Genomic DNA, 19,692 nt, shown 5'->3' with positions numbered 1-19,692 from the left:
CGCGCCCTTGGCTTGCGCCGCACGAGCGGCGGGCCGCCAACCGGCCTGAAGGTCAACCTTCAGGCCGGTTGGTACTACCTGTCTTTGCCCAAGGCCCTGGGATGGGCATTTTCATAGACGGAGAGCAGTGTTTCCGCATCCACATCAGTATAGCGCTGGGTGGTGGACAGGCTGGCATGGCCCAGCAAATCCTGAATGGCGCGCAGATCGGCCCCGCTGCCCAGCAGATGGGTGGCAAAGCTGTGGCGCAGCGCATGGGGGGTGGCACTGTCCGGCAGGTCCAGCAACCCGCGCAGCGCCTGCACCGCCTTGCGCGCCACAGAGGCATTCAGGCGGTCGCCCCGCGCGCCCAGAAACAGGGGCGCACTGCCCGGCAGACGGAAGGGGCAGGCCTCCAGATAAGCCGCCACGGCCTGATGCACGGCCGGCAGCAGCGGCACCTGCCGTTCCTTGGCCCCCTTGCCCAGTACCCGCACCGTCTCCGCCCCCGGCGGCAGATCATGGCGGTTCAGGGCCAGCCCTTCGGAAATGCGCAGGCCGCAGCCATAGAGCAGGGTGAGCAAGGCCCGGTCGCGCAGCCCGATCCAGGGCGCTTCCGGCAACTCTGCCGCCGCATCCAGCAATTGCACCGCATCAGGGGCGGTCAGCGGCCGGGGCAGCGGGCGTTTCACCTTGGGGCTGCCCAGAATCTGGATGGCCGGATTATGCACAATCCCCTGCCGATCCAGCCAGCGGAACAGGTTGCGCACCCCGGCCAGCCCGCGTGCCCGCGTGCCTGCCGCCGCCCCCTCCCCTGCCCGCGCCGACAGCCAGGCGCGAAAATCAGCCAATCCCAGCGCAGACAGATCGTTCAGGCCCGCCGCACGCCCCCGATATTCCGCGATGAACGCCAGGAAACCCGCCAAATCGGTGCTGTAGGATTTCAGCGTTGCCGGGGCACAGCCCTTTTCATTGACCAGCCAGCGCTGCCAACGGTCAATGGCGTCTGCCAGATCGGGCTGGGCGGCGAAACCCAGAAAGGGGGCCGGCCCCGCCATATCCTCAATCCAGCCGCAGGGTGATGGCGCGTTCCACCACGCCAGCCAGGAAGACCAGCAGGTCGGTCGCCTGGCCGGGATGGAACATGTCCGGTTCCATGGAACCGAAGGCCAGCAGCCCCTCCGTCCCCTCCCCCATCTCCGTCGCGCCAAAGCGCAGGCGGACCAGGGCTTCCGACCGCACGGGGAATTCGCAATGGCCCCACAGGTCGGCCGCCCCGAAAATATCCCCGCGCAGCGCCACATCGGACCGGCCCAGCAGGCGGTTCACCGCCCCTGGCGGGGTCATTACCAGCCCGGCCGGGCCGGTCAGCGGGGCCAGCACGGCAATCTTGTCATCGGGATTTTCCATCACCAGCACGGCGGCATCCAGGTCCAGCAGCACCGCCAGATCGCCGGTCACGGCGCGCACCAGCTCTTCCAGCCCTTGCGCTGCCAGCAGGTGCAGCACGGCGGCATGAACCCGTTGCTGGTTGAGGAAATTGGCCCGGGTGGTTTCCACCAGTTCCCGCCGCTGGTCGGACAGGCGCCCCAGCTCTCCCCGCAGCTTTTCCAGCAGATATTGCCGCATATCCACCACACCATCGCCATGCGAACCGGCGGGGGGGATCAGGTACGGAATGACATCCGGCCGGCGGGTCAGGAAGTCCGGATGTTCTTTCAGGAATTCCGCCACATCATCGGCCGTCAACTCATCCATCGCGGCATTGGCGCTTGGATCGGGGCCGATGGTCATGAGCGCGAACCTTCCATGGCAGCAGAAAACAGGCCCCCTCCCCCGATTCCGGCGGAGGGGGCTGTATCACTTACTTCCGGACCGGGATTTCCTGATCCAGGATCGACTGGCCGGTCTTGGCCCAGTCGGAGACGAACTGGGCCAGGCCCTTGTCGGTCAGCACATGGCCGGCCAGCTGGCGGATCACGTTCGGCGGCATGGTGGCGACATGCGCACCCATGCGGGCCGATTCCACCACATGGATCGGGTTGCGCACCGACGCCACCAGCACCTCGGTCGTGAAGGCCGGGTAGTTGGCATAGATCTCGACGATTTCCTGGATCAGGGTCAGGCCGTTCTGGCCGATATCATCCAGGCGACCGACGAAGGGGGAGATGAAAGCAGCACCAGCCTTGGCGGCCAGGATGGCCTGGGCGGCGGAGAAGCACAGGGTCACATTGACCATGGTGCCTTCATTGGCCAGCGTGCGGCAGACCTTCAGACCGGCCGGGGTCAGCGGCACCTTCACCGCCACGTTCGGGGCGATCTTGGCCAGATGGCGGCCTTCCTTCAGCATGGTGTCGAAATCGGTGGCGGCCACCTCAGCAGAGACCGGGCCGCTGACCACGTCGCAGATTTCCGCGACCAGTTCGATGAAGTTGCGGCCGGCCTTGGCCACCAGCGACGGGTTGGTGGTCACGCCATCCAGCAGGCCGGTGGCAGCCAGATCGCGGATTTCGGCCAGGTCAGCGGTATCAACAAAGAACTTCATGGCAAGGGCGTCCTGCACGGCAATGGGTGGGCGCCCCCGTACCAGGGCCGCCACGATGGCGCGGACAATACCCAAAGCAGCATCCGCCCGCCAGCACTGCCCGCGCATGGCCCGGCGGCACACGCCTCATGTTGCTATGCAGCATAAGGGCGGCTGCCATGGGGCCAGGGGGCATTCAAGCGACCATGCCGGAATGTTATCTTTAATAATGGCCGATGCGCTTTCCGGCCTGCTATTCTCTCGTCGATATATGGGTTTTCAACGATGCGCGGCCGCGAACAAGTGGATGCGATTAGCCTTGCCGGCGCCGGCGGACAGATGGAACAGGATGGATCGCCGGGCCTGCCGCCCGGCACCAGCTTCCGGCTGTTCGTGACGATTCTGGGCCTGCTCTGCATGTTCGGCCCGCTGTCGATTGATATGTATCTGCCGGGCCTGCCGCAGATCGCCCGTGATCTGGGCACGGACCCGGCCCTGGTTCAGCTCACCCTGTCCGCCTTTCTGGGCAGTCTGGGCATCAGCCAGCTGATCTGGGGGCCGCTGGGCGACCGCTATGGCCGGCGGCTGCCGGCGGCGGCCGGCATCATCATGTTCGTCATCGCCTCTATCGGCTGTGCGCTTTCCACCAATATCTGGTCGCTGATGGCTTGGCGCGTGGTGCAGGGGGCCGGCGCCTGTGCGCCGCCCGTGCTGGCCCGCGCCATGATCCGCGACCTGTTTCAACGCAACCGCGCCGCGTCTGTCATGTCACTGATGATGCTGGTGACGGCGGCGGCCCCCATGGTGGCGCCGATTCTGGGCGGGCAAGTGCTGGTCTATCTGGGCTGGCGCGGCGTGTTCTGGATTCTCTGCGGCTTCGGCGTGCTGTCACTGCTGGGCCTGCTGTACCTGCCGGAGACAAGATCGCCCGGACAGCACCAGAATGCCGGCATGTTGCGTAATTATCTGACCCTGCTGAGCAACCGCCGCTACCTGGGCTATTCGCTGTCCGGTGGCTTCGTGTTTGCCGGCATGTTCGCCTATATCTCCGGCACACCCTTTGTTTATATTGAGTATTTCAAGGTCTCGCCGGAGCATTTCGGTTACTATTTCGGGGCCAATGTCATCGCCATGATGGCGATGAGCGCCGTCAACAGCCGGCTGGTCATGCGCCATGGTCTGGACCGGCTGATGAAGCTGGGGCTTTATGTGACGGCTGGCATCGGGCTGGTGCTGCCGCTGATCGCGCTGACCGGCTTTGGCGGGCTGTTCGGGCTGATGGTGCCGCTGTTCTTCTATCTGGGCTGCATGGGGCTGGTGGGGGCCAATGGCATGGCCGGCTCGCTCTCCGTCTTCCCGCATCTGGCCGGGTCGGCCTCGGCCTTGTCAGGCGCGCTGCAGCTCTGCACAGGGGCGGCGGCCGGGGCGCTGGTCGGGCTGTTGTCCGACGGTACGCCGCTGCCCATGTGTCTGGTGCTGGGCGGCTGCGCCATCACCGGGGTGATCCTGCACCGGGTACTGGTGAAGTAAGCCTGTTCAAAGCTAACACCCGGAAGCCATGGTCATGGCTTCCGGCTTAAGCATGTTCCTTCAGCGCCAGGCGGGCGCATCCACGCCCTTGGCTTGCGCACCACCTGGTTGTGCCGGGCCGGAATTGCCTGCCCTTGATCAGGCGGCACTGGATGTCTTGCTGGCGTGCGAGCGGCTGATTTCCCACAGGAAAGCCCGGTCCACCGCCGGGTAGCGCGACGGCATCTCCCGTTCGATCTTATCCATCAATTCGCGTGCGGCAGGTTTGCCGTTGGCTTCCTCATACAGCAGGAACCAGGCGGCAAAGGTGCGCCCCTGGATGCGCGGGTCGGCATCATCGGCCAATACAGGCAGAACCCAATAGCCGAAGCGCCCATCAGCGCGTTCCCCGACAAAGGGCAACCGCGTTACAGAAAGACGAAGGCGGGGAGATGTCATGATGCGGGGCAGATCGATCCGGGACGGGGAAGAGGATAGAACGGAAAAATGAATGACATAATGGAAACGGATGGATGTTGTTAACTTTTGGTTTACAAGTAATCGTGCTCAAGATGCATCATAACACTATAGACGGTGACGCACAGTCTGCAATCGTCTTCATGCATCGTGATCGCTAAACTGTGCGAAAGGTTATATCGACCGGGTCGGCGGGCGCAGGGTGGCGCAACAAGGCGTCGCCGGGATCAACCAATGTGGCCGTATTTTATCCGGGGGGATGGGGCAGGCTTTTGGCCGCCCAGCGGCGGTTCAGCGTGGAACCGCAACACGGAAGAGAATTTTCCAAGCCAGCGGTCAGCCGCTGTCGCGCGGCCACAGGCCGGATGGATCGTCCCCCGGCCGGGGTGACATTGGGTCAGCCGGGCCGGGGTGATCATGACAGGGAGCGTGGCCGCCGGATCAGTGGCCGTGGCCGCCGGCGGCCTTGCTTTCCTCAGTCTGGATATAGAGGCGGCTGCAATAGGGGCAGGTGACCTGACCCGTGGGGGTGAGCGGCAGATAGACCAGCGGGTGGCCCAGCGCCCCGCCACCGCCATCGCAGCCGACGGTATCATCGTCGATGTAGATGGTTTCCAGCGGCTGCATGGGACGTTCCTTTGGATGATGGTGATCACAGATGCGATTTCGCGGCCGCATCATACTACCGCTTGCCATTTGCGCAATGGGCAGGAAGCGGGCGGGATGAATGCATGGAAGCTGCCCCTGCCCCTTGCGCATAAATTGACCCTGCCTGCGGGCGGGTGTAACCCAAGGGCACGCCCGCCCGGTCCCTTTGCCTTGATCCAGGATATGATCGACATGCCCGACAGTGTAAGCCGGACCCTTGCCGCCGATCCGTCCGGCAGCCTGCCCGAAGCCGCCATTGATATCCGCGATCTGCGCAAGACCTATCGTGGCAATGGCAAGGCCCCGCCGAAGGAAGCGCTGAAGGGCATCAACCTGTCGGTGCCGCGCGGGTCCATTTATGGTCTGCTGGGGCCGAATGGCGCGGGCAAAAGCACGACGATCAACATTCTGGCCGGGCTGGTGAACAAAACCGGCGGCACGGCGGCCATTTGGGGCATCGATATCGACCGGCATCCGCGCTCGGCCCGGGCCGCCATCGGCATCGTGCCGCAGGAACTGAACCTGGATCCTTTCTTCACCCCGCGTGAAATTCTGGACCTGCAGGCCGGGCTCTATGGTGTGCCCAAGGCCGAGCGCCAGACCGACCGGCTGCTGGAGGCGGTGGGGCTGAAGGACAAGGCCAATGCCTATGCCCGCACCCTGTCGGGCGGGATGCGCCGCCGGCTGATGGTGGCCAAGGCCATGGTCCATGCCCCGCCCGTGCTGGTGCTGGATGAGCCGACGGCCGGCGTGGATGTCGAACTGCGGCAAAGCCTGTGGGCCTATGTGCGCGAACTGAATCAGGCCGGCACCACGGTGGTGCTGACCACGCATTATCTGGAAGAAGCCCAAGAGCTGTGTGACACCATCGCCATCGTCAATCATGGTCAGGTGGTGGCCTGCGAATCGAAGGAGGCCCTGCTGGGCCGCATCGATGCTAAGGAAATGGTGGTGACGCTGGAAGCACCGCTGGCGGCGGTGCCGGCTGAACTGGCGGGCTATGATGTCAGCCTGCAGAATCCGCAGCGGCTGGTGGTGCGTTACCGTCCCAGCCAGACGCGGGTGGCCGACCTGCTGGGCGCCATGGCGGCCGCTGGCCTGTCGGTGAAGGATCTCTCCATCGTTGAAAGCGATCTGGAGGATGTGTTCCTGCAGCTTACCCGCGCGCCTGCCACGGATGCCGATTATCGCTGAAAACGGCCGGCTGCGGCCGGGCCTGTTGATCCGGCTGCTGGCGCTGCTGGGCTGTTTTCTGATCAGCGGCTGTGCCGGCACCTATCAACCGATGGGGCCGGCACACACCATGCCCGCCCTGGCGGCGGAACGGCTGACCCTGGCCGACGGGCTGTCGGTGCCGCTGCGGCGCTGGGCCCCGGCAGAGGGGGTGCGGCCGCGCGCCGTCATCCTGGCCCTGCATGGCTTCAATGATTATGGCAATGCCTTTGCCCTGCCGGGCCGCTACTGGGCCGGACAGGGGATTGTCACCCTGGCCTATGATCAGCGCGGATTCGGCGATACGCCCAACCGCGGCATCTGGCCCGGCATCCCCACACTGGGGGCCGATCTTTCGGCCGCCATTGCCGCCGTGCGCGCGGCCTATCCCGATCTGCCGCTTTATGTGCTGGGGGAAAGCATGGGTGGGGCGGTGGTGGCCAGCCGCTTTGCTGGCCAGCCTTTGCCGGAAGGGGTGGCCGGGTTGATTCTGTCTGCCCCCGCCGTCTGGTCGCGGTCGACCATGCCCTTTTACCAGCGCTGGGCCCTGGCGCTGGCTGGCTGGACCGTGCCCTGGATGGAGCTGACCCCGCCGCGCGGGCTGAAAATTCAGGCGTCCGACAATATCCCCATGCTGGTGGCGCTGGGCCGCGACCCGCTGATGATCCGCGCCACACGGGTGGATGCGGTGCGCGGGCTGACCGATCTGATGGATCAGGCCATGGCGGCCATGGGCCATCTGCCTGGCCCCACCCTGGTGATGTATGGGCAGCATGAACAGGTGATCCCGCCGGTCCCGGTGGCCCAGGCCCTGGCCAGCCTGCCCGCCGACGCCAGCATCCGCCGCGTGCGCTACCCGCAAGGCTGGCACATGCTGTTGCGGGATTTGCAGGCGGAAACGGTCTGGCGCGATGTGGCGGCCTTTGTCGGCGACCCCGCCGCCCCGCTGCCCAGCGGGCTGGAAGGGACGGGTACGGGGGCTCCCGCATCATGAGCCCGATTCCCGTCACCCTGATTGCTGATGATTACGCGCTTTCCCCCGGCATCAGCGATGCGGTGCTGGAACTGGCGGCAGCCGGGCGCCTGTCCGGTACGGGGGCGATGGTGCCAAGCCCGCTCTGGCCCGACCATGCGCGCCTTCTGGCCGCGGCCCCCGCCGGGTTTCAGGCCGGGCTGCACCTGACCCTGACCGGCGGCTTGTCGCCGCTGGGCGATCTGGGGGTATTGGCACCCGGTGGGCAGTTGCCGGGGATCGGCCGCTGGATGGGCTGGTCATTGGTGGGGCGGCTGCGCGATCCGGCCCCCCGCCGCCTGATCGCGGCGGAGATTGCCCGCCAGTTGGACCGGTTTGAGGATGCGCTGGGCCGCGCGCCGGATTTCATCGACGGGCACCAGCATGTGCATCTGCTGCCCGGCATCCGCGGGCCGCTGCTGGATGAAATGGCGCGGCGCTATCCCGCTGGCCGCGTCTGGCTGCGCAATTGTGCGGCGGGGCCGGGTGCCATTCTGGCCCGCGGTGTCGCCCCGGCCAAGGCGGGGCTGATCGCCGCCCTGGCCCTGGGGCTGGCGGCGGCGGCGCAGCGTCGCGGCATTCCCACCAACCGGGGCTTCGCCGGGGTCTATGGATTTGACGGGGATTTCCCGGCCCGGATGCGGCGATTCCTGACCAAGGCCCGGCCGGGCCTGCTGGTGATGGTGCATCCGGGATATCCCGATGAAATTCTGGCAGCCCTGGACCCGCTGACGGAACCACGATTGGCCGAACTGCATTATCTGGCCAGCCCGGCCTTTGCTGATGATCTGGCCCGGGCAGATTTGGTTGTGGCGCGCGGCCAAACTATCCCTTTGGGTTAGGCGCTGCCGCGCGACCGTGGTAATTATTGGTGATATCCTGGCGGCGTTGGCCGTTTGTCGGCCGCGTATTCGCCCATTTCTGCTGCGCGAAGGTTGCCCCGTTGGAAGTCAATCTCACCCTGTTCGTCGTCGCCCTGCTGTCCGCCATCGGCGCGGTCAGCATCGCGCTCGTCCGGCAGGTGCTGTTCTATTCCAGGCGTGCGCAATTACTGCGCCAGAAGGAGCGCAACCGGGAGCTTCACCGCAAGCAGGAAGAATTGAAGGAGAATTACCGTCAGGCCCAGGAAAGGGTGCGCCAGGCGGAGGTGGACCGCAAGGCCATGGCCAACCAGCTGGCGGAGGCCAAGCGCCGGGTGCAGCAGGCCGAACAGGATAATTACGTCATCGTGCATGAGCTGGGGGAGCCGGCGGGTGGCCGCCAGCTCTTCCAATCCACCATGACACTGGCCAGCAGCTTCACCATTGGCCAGACGCTGGTGAAGGATTGCAAGCTGCGCAATGTCCGCCATCTGGTGGAAATCTGGGCCGACAATGCCGATGATGCAGCCAAGATGCTGCGCGCCACCTTCTCGGCCGATGCCGGGTTCAGCCCGTCGCGTCCCATCCCGCCCCCGGCGGGTATCATGGCGGCGGAATAGGGGCGGGGGCGCGCATGTTCATCCATGTCGGCTTGATCCTGCTGATTCTGGTCTCCATCACCTATGCCGCCGCCGTGCTGCGCAAGATCGAAGGGGATGTGGTGCAGCATCAGCGCGACATGCGCACGCTGGAGGAGGAGCATCACCAGCTGGAGGTGGCGTGCAACACCTTGGGCGAATTGCTGTCGCAGGTGGGCGATGAACTGGCCAGCGCCCAGGCAGAGGTGATGCGGCTGAATGATGAGAAGGCGCAGCAGGAAGCGGCCCTGGCCGCCCTGGAGGAGGCGCCTAAGCAACGCCTGTTCCTGGTTGACCGCGCCACGCTGACCCAGGCGAAATTGTGGGAAGTGACGATCCTCAATGGTGGCGCTGGCAATGGGCCGGGCGTTCCGGTGGCCACCAGCATGGAATGGGCGGCCGGCCGCACCTATCTGATCGCCGGCGCCACCGACCGTGATGCGCGCTACCGGGCAGAGCCGCGCTTCCCCTCCGGCCAGGGCTTTCGCATCGCCAAGATCGAACGGTTCCGCCGCGCCTGAGCCAGGAGGCCGCGGGCCTGTGCCGGCCCACTTCCAGTTTCGGGCGGGGGTGTCCAAGATATGGTGCTGTCATCTCACCTTGCGGTCATCTCGTTGGTGCTGGGGGCGGGCACCAAATCTTCCATATCAACATGCAAGGCGGTGGCCAGCGCCTTCAGCGCGGTGGCGCTGCCCGGTTTGCGACCAGTTTCAATTTCTGACAGGTAACCCGTCGCAATGCCGGCGGCGGCGGCCAGGGCACGGGCGGTCATGCCACGATGTTCCCGCCAGACCCGGACTGGGTTGGCGCCGTCCAGCAGAGCCCTGGCCATGTCCCAGGGCAGTGTTTCGGTCCGACCGGCGGCCAGATCGGCCTTGAACTGCCGCACGGTCGCGATGTCCCGCGCTTCCTCCAGCGCTGCCAACAGCGCATCATAATCGGCGCGAGCCAGCAGGACGGTATCGGCGGTGATGGTCAGGGGGGTAATGGTGTTCATTTATACACCTCTCCACGGATGTCGACGATGACCACCATCATGATGTCATCGATACGCACCAGCTCATACACGGCGCGCCAGTCACCCTGGCGGATACGGTACATGTCCTTCACGCCGGTCAACGCCTTCACGTCGAACGGGTGGCTGGCAAAGGGAGATGCCGCCACCGTTTCCAGCTTCTCCATCATGGAGGTGCGGGCCTTCGGCGGCATCTTCGACAGGCCCTTCAATGCGGCTTTGCTGAGAGCGAGCTTCATTGCCGAATATTCGCTGATAGAGAACGCTCTTTCAAGGAAAATTCTCTAATAGAGAACATCTTCAATGGATGCGGACCGGCGATGCGCCATAGGGTCCTATGACAATCCCGAAGAAGCCAGCCAGGTGGAGATTGTCCCCCCGGTTGGACAGGTTGGCACGTAACTCAGGCAGCCATGCCGGCCGCGTGGCCGCTGGACCAGGCCCATTGGAAATTATAGCCGCCCAGCCAGCCGGTAACATCCACCGCTTCCCCCACCACATACAGGCCGGGGATCTTTTTCGCCGCCATGGTTTTGGAGGAAAGCTCGGCCGTGTCCACGCCGCCCAGCGTTACTTCCGCCGTGCGATAGCCTTCGGTGCCATTGGGGCTGACCCGCCAATGGTGCAGCGCCTGGGCCAGGGCCGTCAGGTCGGCGTCGCGCAGATCGGCCATCGGGCGGCTGACCAAGGGCTGCGGCCCGATCAGGTCGGTTTCAAACAGCCGCTCCCCAAAGCGGCGGGGCAGCAATTCACCCAGAATGGTGCGCAGTTCCGCCTTGTGCCTTGTCCGCTTCAGCCCCTTCAGATGTTCGGCCAGCGGCAGATCGGGCGACAGGTCAATGGTCACATCCAGCCCTTCCCGCCAATAGGAGGAGATTTGCAGGATGGAGGGGCCGGACAGACCGCGATGGGTGATCAGCAGGGCTTCCCGGAAGCGACCCTTGCCGCAGGTGACGGTGGCTTCCAGCGGCACGCCCGACAGGTCGCGCAGCTTTTCCAGGTCGCGGTCGGCAAAGGTCAGCGGCACCAGGGCCGGGCGCGGCTCCACCAGCGCCAGCCCCCATTGCCGCGCCAGCCGGAAGGCGAAATCCGTCGCCCCCATCTTCGGGATGGAGGGGCCGCCGGTGGCCAGGATGAAACTGTCGCCCGTGATCTCCCCCCGGCTGGTGGTCAGGGCAAAGCCGCCGCCGGGCTGGGGGGAAACCTTGTCGATGCGGCATTGGGTGGCGATATCCACGCCGGCATCGGCGCATTCAGCCAGCAGCAGATCAACAATCTGTTTGGCGCCATCATCACAGAACAGCTGGCCCAGCTTCTTCTCGTGCCATTTCACCCCGTGGCGATCCACCAGGGCGATGAAATCATGCTGGCTGTAGCGTTTCAGCGCGGAGATGCAGAAATGTGGGTTCTGCGACAGGAAGCGGTCAGGCTTGGTGTCCAGATTGGTGAAATTGCAGCGCCCGCCGCCGGAGATCAGGATCTTCGATCCCACCTTGTCGGCATGGTCCAGCACCAATACCCGGCGGCCGCGTCGTCCGGCGAAAATGGCAGCGAACAGGCCAGCGGCCCCGCCACCGGCAATAACCACATCATAATTGCGCGTCATGGCGTTTCCGTTCAATCCAGCCCGACCTTGCCGCGCATCTTCTTGATGCCGGCACGGTTGCCCTTTTCATCCAGCCGGCGGACCTTGGACGCCTTGGTGGGGCGGGTGGCCCGGCGCGGCGCCTGCCGTTCCGCCGCCTTGGCCAAAATCTCCACCAGCCGTTCCTTGGCTTCCTCGCGGTTGCGCTCCTGGCTGCGGTGGGCCTGCGCCACCAGCACCAGTACACCCTCCGCCGTCAGCTTCCGCCCCGCCACCCCGCGCACCCGCTGTTTCAGCCAGTCGGGCAGGGATGGGGAATTGGCCACGTCGAAACGTAGCTGCACCGCCGTTTCCACCTTGTTGACATTCTGCCCCCCCGGCCCCCCGGCGCGCAGGAAGCTTTCCTGCAGCTCCTCCTCCGCGATGGAGATATAGGGGGTGATGGGGATCATGGCGAAAGGGTCCGGTGCTGGGTGGGGATTCTGCTCCCTGCCTACAGCAACGGGGTGGGGTTGGGAAGGGGCGGGCGTGGGATCGATAATGATGCCGGTGGGAGGCTTTCAACGAAGCGGGAAAGTCCGTGCGCGGATCAGGCGACCCTGGCGAGGCGCCGGAGGGTCTGTGGCGGCTGTCCGTAGTGGCGCATAAAGGCTTCGCGCATCCGGCGGATATCGACGAAGCCGCTTTCGCGTGCGATCTGATCCATAGGGTGACGCGTCTCCTCGATCATCAGGCGTGCCGCCTCAAGCCGGATATGTTCCACCGCCTTGGCAGGTGTTTGACCGGTTTCCGCACGGAAAGCACGGCTGAACTGGCGCGGCGACAGGGCTGCGATCTCCGCCAGTTCCTCAACGGTCAGCGGATTGGCAAGGTGGGCCTTGGCATGGATCAACGCCTTCTGGATGCGATCGCTGCTGGGGGCCAACTCCAGCAACTCCGAATGTTGAGACTGACCACCAGCCCGGCGATGATGCATCACCAGCCGCCGCGCAATCGCGCTTGCCATGTCGCGCCCCAGATCCTTCTCGATCAGCGCCACGGCAAGATCCAAACCCGCTGTCAGCCCCGCTGACGTCCAGACCGCGCCTTCATTGATGAAGATGCGGTCATCCTCCACCCGCACATTGGGAAAGGCCTCACGCATATGCCGGGCATAGGCCCAGTGCGTGGTCGCACGACGCCCTTCCAGAAAACCCATCTGCCCCAGCAGAAACGCCCCGGTGCACAGGCCTGCCACCCGGCGGGATTCGGTGGCCTTGGCGCGCAACAGGGCCAGGGTTGCTTCATCTTGCGGCGGCGGCGGCACAAGGCCAGCCAGAAGCAGCAGCGTGTCCAGGGGCTCCACCTCGCTCAGCCTTGTTGTCGGCACGGCAAAGCCGCTTGATGACATGACAGGGCCGCCTTCGACCGAGGTGATGGAGAGGCTGTAATAAGCCTCTCCCTTCAAGGCATTGGCCAGTTCGAAGGCGGCCTGCACACCCAGCGCCAGGAACTGGAAACCGGACGTGAGGACCATAGACACGTGAGGCATGGAACCCTCTCAACAGTATGTCCTAAAAACGTACTTTATACGTCATATCAGACATAGATCATTCGGTCCATAAAGTCCTTGTCGGAAGCGATCACGCATTCCTCCCTCAACAAGGACGACACCAATGACCATCAAGGGAACCGCACTCATCACCGGCGCTTCGACCGGCATCGGTGCGATCTATGCCGACCGGCTTGCTGCGCGCGGCTATGACCTCATCCTTGTGGCGCGCAATAAGGACAAGCTCCAGTCGCTTGCAGCCCGGATTTCGGACAAGACTGGCCGGGCGGTCGAGGTGCTGGCCGCCGACCTGGGCAACGCGGCCGATCTGGCCGCTGTCGAGAAGGTGCTGCGCGAAGATGCGAGCATCACGGCGCTGGTCAACAATGCCGGTATCGGCACCCACACCAAGCTGCTGGAAAGCGATGTTGATCGCATGGAAGCCATGGTGCGGCTGAACGTGACGGCGCTGATGCGTCTGACCTATGCCGCGGTCCCTGGCTTCGTTGCCCGCGGTGGCGGCACGGTGATCAATATTGCCTCCATTGTGGCGGTGGCGCCTGAGTTGCTCAACGGCGTCTATGGCGGGACCAAAGCCTTCGTCCAGGCCTTCACCACCTCATTGAACCATGAGCTGGCTGAGCGCGGCATCCGGGCACAGGCCGTGCTGCCCGGTGCCACCCGGACCGATTTCTGGGCCTTGGGTGGTTTGCCGGTCGAGCATCTGCCCAGCGAGATCGTGATGCAGGCCGAAGACATGGTGGATGCGGCACTCGCCGGGCTGGACCTGGGCGAGACCAGCACGATCCCGGCGCTGCGGGATGTTGAGCTGTGGAACGCCTATGAGGCGGCACGCCATGCCCTGGGGCCCCAGCTTTCCGCCACCCAGCCCGCCCCGCGTTTCACCGTCGCGCTTTGATCCCTGCGGCATCATCCTCTCCTTGTCAGGATTATCTTCATGAAACTCACCGGCAACACGATCTTCATCACCGGCGGCACCAGCGGCATTGGCCGCGGTCTTGCTGAAGCCCTGCATCGTCTGGGTAACAAAGTGATCATTTCCGGGCGGCGCACGGCGCTTCTCGCGGAGGTTACGGCCGCCAATCCCGGCATGGCGGCCATCACGCTGGATGTCAGCAGCCTTGACAGCATCCAGTCGGCCGCCCGTGAACTGATCGAAAACCATCCCGATCTTAATGTCGTGTTCAACAATGCCGGCTTCATGCCTTTCGACGATGTATCCGGCCCTGTCGACGATGCGGTTGCGCAGGCATTGATCACCACAAATCTGCTGGGCCCCATCCGTGTAACCTCCGCCCTGATCGAGCATCTGAAAACGAAGCCGGCGGCGACCGTCCTGTACACCAGCAGTGTTCTTGCCTTTGTGCCGATTGCCAGTAACGCGATCTATTCGGCAACGAAGGCGGCCCTGCATTCCTTCGCCTTGTCGCAGCGCTTCCAACTGCGCAACACCACTGTGCGGGTGCAGGAAATCGCGCCGCCCTGGGTGGATACCGATCTGATCTACAAGAGCGGGGATCCGCGCGCCATGCCGCTGCCTGCCTTCATTGAGCAGACGCTGGCGGCCCTGGCAACCGATGATCCTGAAGTGATCGTCGAGGCCATCAAGCCGATGCGCGACAATCCAGGCGCCAATGAGCACGCCCTTTTCGACGCCTTCAACCAAAGCCTCGTTGAGAACCCCATTCCGGTGGGTGCCTAATCAAGGCCGCACCGATCCCGGATCGGTACACGAATTCCCCTGTCAAACAAAGGTACAGGCCATGTCCCGTCTTTCCATCCCCGCTCCGCAGTCCGCTCCCGAAGCATCGCAGGCCACACTTGGCACGATCAACGCGAAGCTCGGCCGCGTTCCCAATTTCTTCCGCGTTCTGTCCAACAGCCCAGCCGTCATCAATGCCCATGCCGCCTTGAACCAGGGTCTTGGCAAGGCGCTGGACACGAAGACGCGGGAACGCATTGCGCTGACTGTCGCCGCGATAAATGGTTGTGAGTATTGCAGTGCGGCCCATAGTTTCACCGGGTTCACCTTCGCCAAGTTGAGCCGCGAGGAAATTGACCGCGCCCGGCACGGCACATCGGAAGAACCCAAGGCCGCAGCGGCTGTCGCCTTTGCCCGGCATGTGGCGGAGACGCGCGGCAAGGTCTCGCAAGCCGACATCGATGCGGTGCGGACTGCCGGCTTCAGTGAAGGCCAGATTGTCGAGATCGTCGCCGTGGTGGCGGAGAATTTCTTCACCAACCTGATCAACAATGTGGCCGGCACCGACGTGGACTTCCCGGAAATCTAAGCAGGCTAGCCCCCGCTCGCCTCACTGCCCCGGCGGCACCGGTTTGCGATCTGGCACCGGGGAGGATTGCACCGGCGACGGCTTGCCCGGTGCCCGGCCATGGCTGATGCGCGGGGCCGGCATCTCCGCCCCCGGCAGGGGCTGGCCCTGGCCCAGCGTGTCGCGCAAGGCTTCATCGCCCGGTGTCATCGGCACGGCACCCGGCCCTTGCAGGGAGCGGGTGATCTGGTCGGCCTGCAGCCGGTTGCTGGTGGCTTCCCGTTGCTGCATCGGGTCCGGTGGCAAGACCCCCAGCGACCGGTCTTCGGCGCGGGAGCGCAAGGCATCCGCCTGGGCGCGGTCACGCTCCACCGACAGGGCCGACGGGCCACGGGTGGGCGTGGTGCCGGGGGCCGGGCTCAGCAACGGGTTGTCCGCCAGGGCGGGGGCCGCCAGCAGGCCAAGGGCCAGCATCAGGCCAAGGAGGTGAATGCGGTTTGTCATGATCCAGATATGGGTGCCGGCCGGGGCAGCGCACAGGGGGGCGGTGGGAACCACCGCAGCGATGCCGGGTTCTGTAACCATAGCTTTGTCGATGGAGATCCCCATGCGCTATGAGAGCGAGACTGACCTGCCCGACAGCGTGCGCAACCAGTTGCCAGCCCCGGCGCAGGCGATTTTCCGCCAAGCCTATAATGCTGCCTGGGACGATTGGCAGGAGCCGGAAGACCCGGACTTTGTTCACCCCAGCCGCGATGATGCCGCGCAACTGGCTGCCTGGGCCGCCGTGCGCGAACGGTATGAACGGGACACGGAGGATATCTGGCAGCCCAAGCCGGCGGCTTGAGCCTGCGGGAACCGGTGCGACGCTCATCCGTTAGCAAACAAAGGCTTCAACGCGAAAGGGCTCAAGCCATGGACCTCCTCCGCATCATCCTTGCCATCCTGCTGCCGCCGCTGGGCGTGTTCCTGCAGGTGGGGTTCGGGATGCATTTCTGGCTGAATATCCTGTTGACGATTCTGGGCTATATCCCCGGCATCATCCACGCCATCTGGGTCATTGTGAAAGTGAAATGACGCAGATGACCCCGGCGCATGGACCCCATGCGCGGGGGGATTGTGAAATTTCCTGTCCTGACCTTAAAGATGCTTGCGTCCCGCAGCCATTTGCATAAATAACAAGGTCAGACGCACCCGCACGTGCCCCTGGCCCTTGCGGCATCCGCCATCCTGGCGCTGCCCCTGGTGTTTATGCAACGACGTCAGGCGTCCTTTTTGGCAGAACCGGTCAACCGTGGGCCGGTCCCGAGAGGGAAGTCGATATGAACGCCGTTATGCCCAAAGGGGCCATGTTAGGCTGAGGCCTTCTCTGGTTCCTCTCGTCTGTTGACGCTTTGAGGTTCACTGCCATCCCCATCGGGGCCGCAGGATCGACCCGGCAATCACGACGCGACGCCAGACCCTTTTCCCCACCGCACCCGGCACCGCTTGGCTTTGCGCCATTCGCGGGCCTGTTCCAGTTTTTCATGCCGTCCGGCAGCCCTGAACGGGCCGGGCGGCAGCGGGGATTTTGTCATGGCGCATATCCGCTTCCGTTCCGCCGTTGCACCGCTGCGTCGCAACCTGTTCACCCGTCCGGCCACTCTGCCCACCGTCGACCGGATGGTGGCGGATTTGCAGCCGGCGGAGCCGATGCATTGCATCCGCCCGCAGGTGCTGGTCAGCACCGCCCGCCGTTTCATCGATCTGTTCGGGGCGGCCACGGGCGGCGATGTGCTGTATGCCGTGAAGTGCAACCCCGATCCGGCCTTCCTGCGGGCGTTGTATCGCGGCGGCGTGCGGCATTTTGATTGCGCGTCGCCGGCGGAAATCCGCGTTGTGCGGCAGATGTTCAGCGATGCGCATATCCATTACATGCACCCGGTGAAGAACCGCGCCGCCATCGCCAAGGCCTGGAATGAATTCGCCGTGCGCGATTTCTCCCTGGACAGCCAGGAGGAGTTGGACAAGATCCTGGCCGTCACCGGCAAGGCGCCGGCCGATCTGGGCCTGTTCATCCGGCTGGCGATGCCCAAGTCGGCGGCGGCCTATGATCTGTCCGGCAAGTTCGGGGCCACGCTGGAACAGGCGGTCGAATTGCTGCGCCGCGCCCGCCCGCGGGCGGCCCGGCTGGGCATCTGCTTCCATGTCGGCAGCCAGATGATGGACCCGGCCGCTTACGAGGCGGGGCTGGCCATTGCCGGCCGCGTCATCCAGGCCGCCGGTGTGGCCATTGATGTGGTGGATGTCGGCGGCGGCTTCCCCGTCAGCTATCCGGATATGGACCCGCCCGACCTGCGGCTTTACATGGCTGCCATCGCCCGTGGCGTGCAGGCGCTGGACCTGCCCGCCGGCACCCGCATCTGGTGCGAACCGGGCCGCGCCCTGGTGGCCGGTGGCGGTTCGGTGGTGGTGCAGGTGGAACGCCGGCGCGGGGATGAGCTGTTCATCAATGATGGCGTCTATGGCAGCCTGTCGGATGCCGGCGTGCCGGCCTTCCGCTTTCCCTGCCGGCTGATTCGCCGCAGCGATGCCGATCTGGTGGCTTTCAGCTTCTGGGGCCCCACCTGTGACAGTGCCGACCGCATGAAGGGCCCCTTCCTGCTGCCGGCCGATATTCAGGAAGGCGACTGGATCGAAATCGGCCAGTTGGGCGCCTATGGCGCGACCCTGCGGACGGAGTTCAACGGGTTCGATCAGGCCCGTCTGGTGGAGGTGGTGGACAGCCCGCTGCTGGCCACGCCGGGCCATGCCATCGCGCCACAGTTGCCAGAAATGGCCGCTTAGGTCACTCTATGGTCACAAGTTAACCACAGCACGGCTCCGACCACACGGTCGGGGCCGTGCATTCCTGTTGTCTGCGTTCACCCTGAACCGTCAACTCCCACAAGCCAAGAGGCACCCATAGGCGGGTAATAGCCCCGGAGCAAAAGCGAAAATGACCCAATATCAGAAGCATTGTGCCCTTCCTGGGCGTCTTGTGATGGTCGGTTTCGGCAGCATAGGCCAAGGCGTGCTGCCCCTGATTCTGAGGCATATCGAAATCAAACCTCAGAACATCACCATCGTCACGGCGGACGAGCGTGGACACGGTGAGGCTGACTATTTCGGCATCAAGTTCGTCAAGAACCCGCTGACCCGCGAGAATTATCGTTCCATCCTGGAACCGTTGCTGAACAAGGGGGATTTCCTGCTCAACCTGTCGGTTGACGTCTCCTCCGTCTCGCTGGTCGAACTGTGCGCCGAGAAGGGCGCGCTTTACCTGGACACCTGTATCGAGCCCTGGCCCGGCGGCTATACCGATCCCAGCCTGACGCCCAGCCAGCGGTCGAACTATGCCCTGCGCGAAACGGCGCTGGCGATGCGGGAAAAGCTGGGGACCAGTGCCCCGACGGCGGTGCTGACCCATGGCGCCAATCCGGGCCTGGTGTCGCATTTCGTCAAGCAGGCCATGTTGAACATCGCGGAAGATACCGGCCGCGATGTCGCGGTGCCGACAGACCGCGCCGGCTGGGCCAAGCTGGCGCAGGAACTGGGCGTGAAGGTGATCCATGTCGCCGAACGCGACACCCAGATTTCCAGCGTGCCCAAGCGCCGGGGGGAGTTCGTCAATACCTGGTCGATCGACGGCTTCATTTCCGAAGGCTGCCAGCCGGCGGAACTGGGCTGGGGCACGCATGAGGCGACGTTCCCGCCCGATGGCATCCGGCATGATTATGGCTGTCAGGCCGGCATCATCCTGAACCGGCCGGGCGTGACCCAGCGGGTGCGCACCTGGACGCCGATGGAAGGCCCCTTCCATGGCTTCCTGATCACCCATAGCGAGGCCTTGTCCATCCCCGATTACCTGACGGTGCGGGATGAGGCCGGCAACGCCATCTATCGCCCCACCTGCCATTACGCCTATCACCCCTGCGACGATGCGGTGAAATCGATCCACGAATTCGCCGGCAAGAATTATGTGCAGCAGGAAACCCAGCGCCTGTTGATGAAGGAAATCATCGAGGGCGTGGACGAGTTGGGCGTGCTGCTGGCCGGGCACGAGAAGGGGGCCTATTGGTACGGTTCCCAGCTTTCCTGTGCCGAAGCGCGGGAGTTGGTGGAGTTCAACAGTGCCACCAGCCTGCAGGTGACGGTGGCGGCCCTGTCCGGCATGATCTGGGCCATTGAGAACCCGGATCGCGGTATCGTGGAAGCCGACGATATGGATTTCCAGCGCTGCCTGGATATCTGTATGCCCTATCTGGGGCCGGTGGTCGGTGCCTATACCGACTGGACGCCGCTGGAAGGCCGTAACAAGCTGTTCCCGGAGGATGTGGATACGTCCGATCCTTGGCAGTTCAAGAATATCCGGGTGTTGTGAGAACAAACC

The 19,692-nt window shown here is 64.5% G+C and carries 24 protein-coding genes; 13 read left to right on the top strand and 11 right to left on the bottom strand.

What is annotated here, in order from left to right; genetic code table 11:
* Positions 1-74 precede the first annotated feature (74 nt).
* The 3 genes from PCJ49_RS11005 to fsa form a co-directional block, all read right to left on the bottom strand.
* Positions 75-1,037 (bottom strand): tyrosine recombinase XerC, encoded by a 963-nt coding sequence (locus tag PCJ49_RS11005; RefSeq protein WP_269910971.1) that lies wholly within the window; start codon positions 1,035-1,037, stop codon positions 75-77.
* A 4-nt stretch (positions 1,038-1,041) separates the two neighbouring features.
* A complete protein-coding gene (locus tag PCJ49_RS11000) occupies positions 1,042-1,773 on the bottom strand; it encodes a DUF484 family protein (protein ID WP_269910970.1) in 732 nt (243 codons plus the stop codon).
* A gap of 70 nt (positions 1,774-1,843) precedes the next feature.
* Positions 1,844-2,524 (bottom strand): fructose-6-phosphate aldolase, encoded by a 681-nt coding sequence (fsa, locus tag PCJ49_RS10995; protein ID WP_269911178.1) that lies wholly within the window; start codon positions 2,522-2,524, stop codon positions 1,844-1,846.
* Positions 2,525-2,788: 264 nt separating this feature from the next.
* Between fsa and PCJ49_RS10990 the strand changes: the two genes are divergently transcribed.
* Positions 2,789-4,033, top strand: coding sequence for a Bcr/CflA family multidrug efflux MFS transporter (locus tag PCJ49_RS10990; protein ID WP_269910969.1), 1,245 nt, complete (start codon positions 2,789-2,791; stop codon positions 4,031-4,033).
* Positions 4,034-4,171: 138 nt separating this feature from the next.
* On the opposite strand, the gene PCJ49_RS10985 is transcribed toward PCJ49_RS10990, so the two are convergent.
* The gene (locus tag PCJ49_RS10985; RefSeq protein ID WP_269910968.1) at positions 4,172-4,471 is read right to left on the bottom strand and encodes a hypothetical protein; all 300 of its coding nucleotides are present in this window, start codon (positions 4,469-4,471) and stop codon (positions 4,172-4,174) included.
* A gap of 459 nt (positions 4,472-4,930) precedes the next feature.
* Positions 4,931-5,116, bottom strand: a complete 186-nt coding sequence (locus PCJ49_RS10980) for a zinc-finger domain-containing protein (RefSeq protein WP_089287694.1) — start codon at positions 5,114-5,116, stop codon at positions 4,931-4,933.
* A gap of 213 nt (positions 5,117-5,329) precedes the next feature.
* On the opposite strand from PCJ49_RS10980, the gene PCJ49_RS10975 reads away from it, so the two are divergent.
* The 5 genes from PCJ49_RS10975 to PCJ49_RS10955 all read left to right on the top strand — a co-directional run bounded on the left by PCJ49_RS10975 (position 5,330) and on the right by PCJ49_RS10955 (position 9,380).
* Positions 5,330-6,331, top strand: a complete 1,002-nt coding sequence (locus tag PCJ49_RS10975) for an ABC transporter ATP-binding protein (RefSeq protein ID WP_269910967.1) — start codon at positions 5,330-5,332, stop codon at positions 6,329-6,331.
* Complete coding sequence (locus tag PCJ49_RS10970) at positions 6,315-7,343, top strand: alpha/beta fold hydrolase (RefSeq protein WP_269910966.1); 1,029 nt, start codon at positions 6,315-6,317, stop codon at positions 7,341-7,343. The genes PCJ49_RS10975 and PCJ49_RS10970 overlap by 17 nt, the downstream gene beginning before the upstream one ends.
* On the top strand, positions 7,340-8,203 hold the full coding sequence (locus PCJ49_RS10965; RefSeq protein WP_269910965.1) for a ChbG/HpnK family deacetylase: 864 nt from the start codon (positions 7,340-7,342) through the stop codon (positions 8,201-8,203). The genes PCJ49_RS10970 and PCJ49_RS10965 overlap by 4 nt, the downstream gene beginning before the upstream one ends.
* Before the next feature lie 101 nt (positions 8,204-8,304).
* Positions 8,305-8,841: a hypothetical protein gene (locus PCJ49_RS10960; RefSeq protein ID WP_269910964.1), complete on the top strand. Its 537-nt coding sequence runs from the start codon at positions 8,305-8,307 to the stop codon at positions 8,839-8,841.
* A gap of 14 nt (positions 8,842-8,855) precedes the next feature.
* On the top strand, positions 8,856-9,380 hold the full coding sequence (locus PCJ49_RS10955; RefSeq protein WP_269910963.1) for a hypothetical protein: 525 nt from the start codon (positions 8,856-8,858) through the stop codon (positions 9,378-9,380).
* Positions 9,381-9,454: 74 nt separating this feature from the next.
* Here the strand turns inward: PCJ49_RS10955 and PCJ49_RS10950 are convergent, their stop codons facing one another.
* The 5 genes from PCJ49_RS10950 to PCJ49_RS10930 form a co-directional block, all read right to left on the bottom strand.
* A complete protein-coding gene (locus tag PCJ49_RS10950; RefSeq protein ID WP_269910962.1) occupies positions 9,455-9,856 on the bottom strand; it encodes a helix-turn-helix domain-containing protein in 402 nt (133 codons plus the stop codon).
* The gene (locus tag PCJ49_RS10945) at positions 9,853-10,113 is read right to left on the bottom strand and encodes a type II toxin-antitoxin system RelE/ParE family toxin (RefSeq protein WP_153202434.1); all 261 of its coding nucleotides are present in this window, start codon (positions 10,111-10,113) and stop codon (positions 9,853-9,855) included. The genes PCJ49_RS10950 and PCJ49_RS10945 overlap by 4 nt, the downstream gene beginning before the upstream one ends.
* 164 nt (positions 10,114-10,277) lie before the next feature.
* The gene (locus PCJ49_RS10940) at positions 10,278-11,480 is read right to left on the bottom strand and encodes an NAD(P)/FAD-dependent oxidoreductase (RefSeq protein WP_269910961.1); all 1,203 of its coding nucleotides are present in this window, start codon (positions 11,478-11,480) and stop codon (positions 10,278-10,280) included.
* Between the two features lie 11 nt (positions 11,481-11,491).
* Positions 11,492-11,911, bottom strand: coding sequence for an alternative ribosome rescue aminoacyl-tRNA hydrolase ArfB (arfB, locus tag PCJ49_RS10935; protein ID WP_089287687.1), 420 nt, complete (start codon positions 11,909-11,911; stop codon positions 11,492-11,494).
* 137 nt (positions 11,912-12,048) lie between these two features.
* The gene (locus PCJ49_RS10930) at positions 12,049-12,975 is read right to left on the bottom strand and encodes a GlxA family transcriptional regulator (RefSeq protein WP_269911177.1); all 927 of its coding nucleotides are present in this window, start codon (positions 12,973-12,975) and stop codon (positions 12,049-12,051) included.
* Positions 12,976-13,114: 139 nt separating this feature from the next.
* Here PCJ49_RS10930 and PCJ49_RS10925 point away from each other — a divergent pair, with 139 nt between their 5' ends.
* The 3 genes from PCJ49_RS10925 (at position 13,115) to PCJ49_RS10915 (ending at position 15,302) form a co-directional block, all read left to right on the top strand.
* Positions 13,115-13,909, top strand: a complete 795-nt coding sequence (locus PCJ49_RS10925) for an SDR family oxidoreductase (RefSeq protein WP_269910960.1) — start codon at positions 13,115-13,117, stop codon at positions 13,907-13,909.
* 39 nt (positions 13,910-13,948) lie between these two features.
* On the top strand, positions 13,949-14,713 hold the full coding sequence (locus tag PCJ49_RS10920; protein WP_269910959.1) for an SDR family NAD(P)-dependent oxidoreductase: 765 nt from the start codon (positions 13,949-13,951) through the stop codon (positions 14,711-14,713).
* 61 nt (positions 14,714-14,774) lie between these two features.
* Positions 14,775-15,302, top strand: coding sequence for a carboxymuconolactone decarboxylase family protein (locus PCJ49_RS10915; RefSeq protein ID WP_269910958.1), 528 nt, complete (start codon positions 14,775-14,777; stop codon positions 15,300-15,302).
* A gap of 21 nt (positions 15,303-15,323) precedes the next feature.
* On the opposite strand, the gene PCJ49_RS10910 is transcribed toward PCJ49_RS10915, so the two are convergent.
* Positions 15,324-15,866: a hypothetical protein gene (locus tag PCJ49_RS10910; RefSeq protein ID WP_269910957.1), complete on the bottom strand. Its 543-nt coding sequence runs from the start codon at positions 15,864-15,866 to the stop codon at positions 15,324-15,326.
* 22 nt (positions 15,867-15,888) lie between these two features.
* On the opposite strand from PCJ49_RS10910, the gene PCJ49_RS10905 reads away from it, so the two are divergent.
* The 4 genes from PCJ49_RS10905 (at position 15,889) to PCJ49_RS10890 (ending at position 19,683) form a co-directional block, all read left to right on the top strand.
* The gene (locus PCJ49_RS10905) at positions 15,889-16,128 is read left to right on the top strand and encodes a ChaB family protein (RefSeq protein WP_269910956.1); all 240 of its coding nucleotides are present in this window, start codon (positions 15,889-15,891) and stop codon (positions 16,126-16,128) included.
* A gap of 68 nt (positions 16,129-16,196) precedes the next feature.
* A complete protein-coding gene (locus PCJ49_RS10900) occupies positions 16,197-16,358 on the top strand; it encodes a YqaE/Pmp3 family membrane protein (RefSeq protein WP_089287685.1) in 162 nt (53 codons plus the stop codon).
* A 498-nt stretch (positions 16,359-16,856) separates the two neighbouring features.
* Positions 16,857-18,107, top strand: a complete 1,251-nt coding sequence (locus PCJ49_RS10895; RefSeq protein ID WP_269910955.1) for a type III PLP-dependent enzyme — start codon at positions 16,857-16,859, stop codon at positions 18,105-18,107.
* Between the two features lie 151 nt (positions 18,108-18,258).
* Positions 18,259-19,683: a saccharopine dehydrogenase NADP-binding domain-containing protein gene (locus tag PCJ49_RS10890; protein ID WP_269910954.1), complete on the top strand. Its 1,425-nt coding sequence runs from the start codon at positions 18,259-18,261 to the stop codon at positions 19,681-19,683.
* The last annotated feature ends 9 nt before the right edge of the window (positions 19,684-19,692 follow it).

This window comes from Niveispirillum sp. BGYR6 (genome assembly GCF_027568365.1).
Lineage (GTDB): Bacteria > Pseudomonadota > Alphaproteobacteria > Azospirillales > Azospirillaceae > Niveispirillum.
Note: the sequence above shows the minus strand (reverse complement) of the source record. Positions and strands in the feature narration are given on the sequence as shown.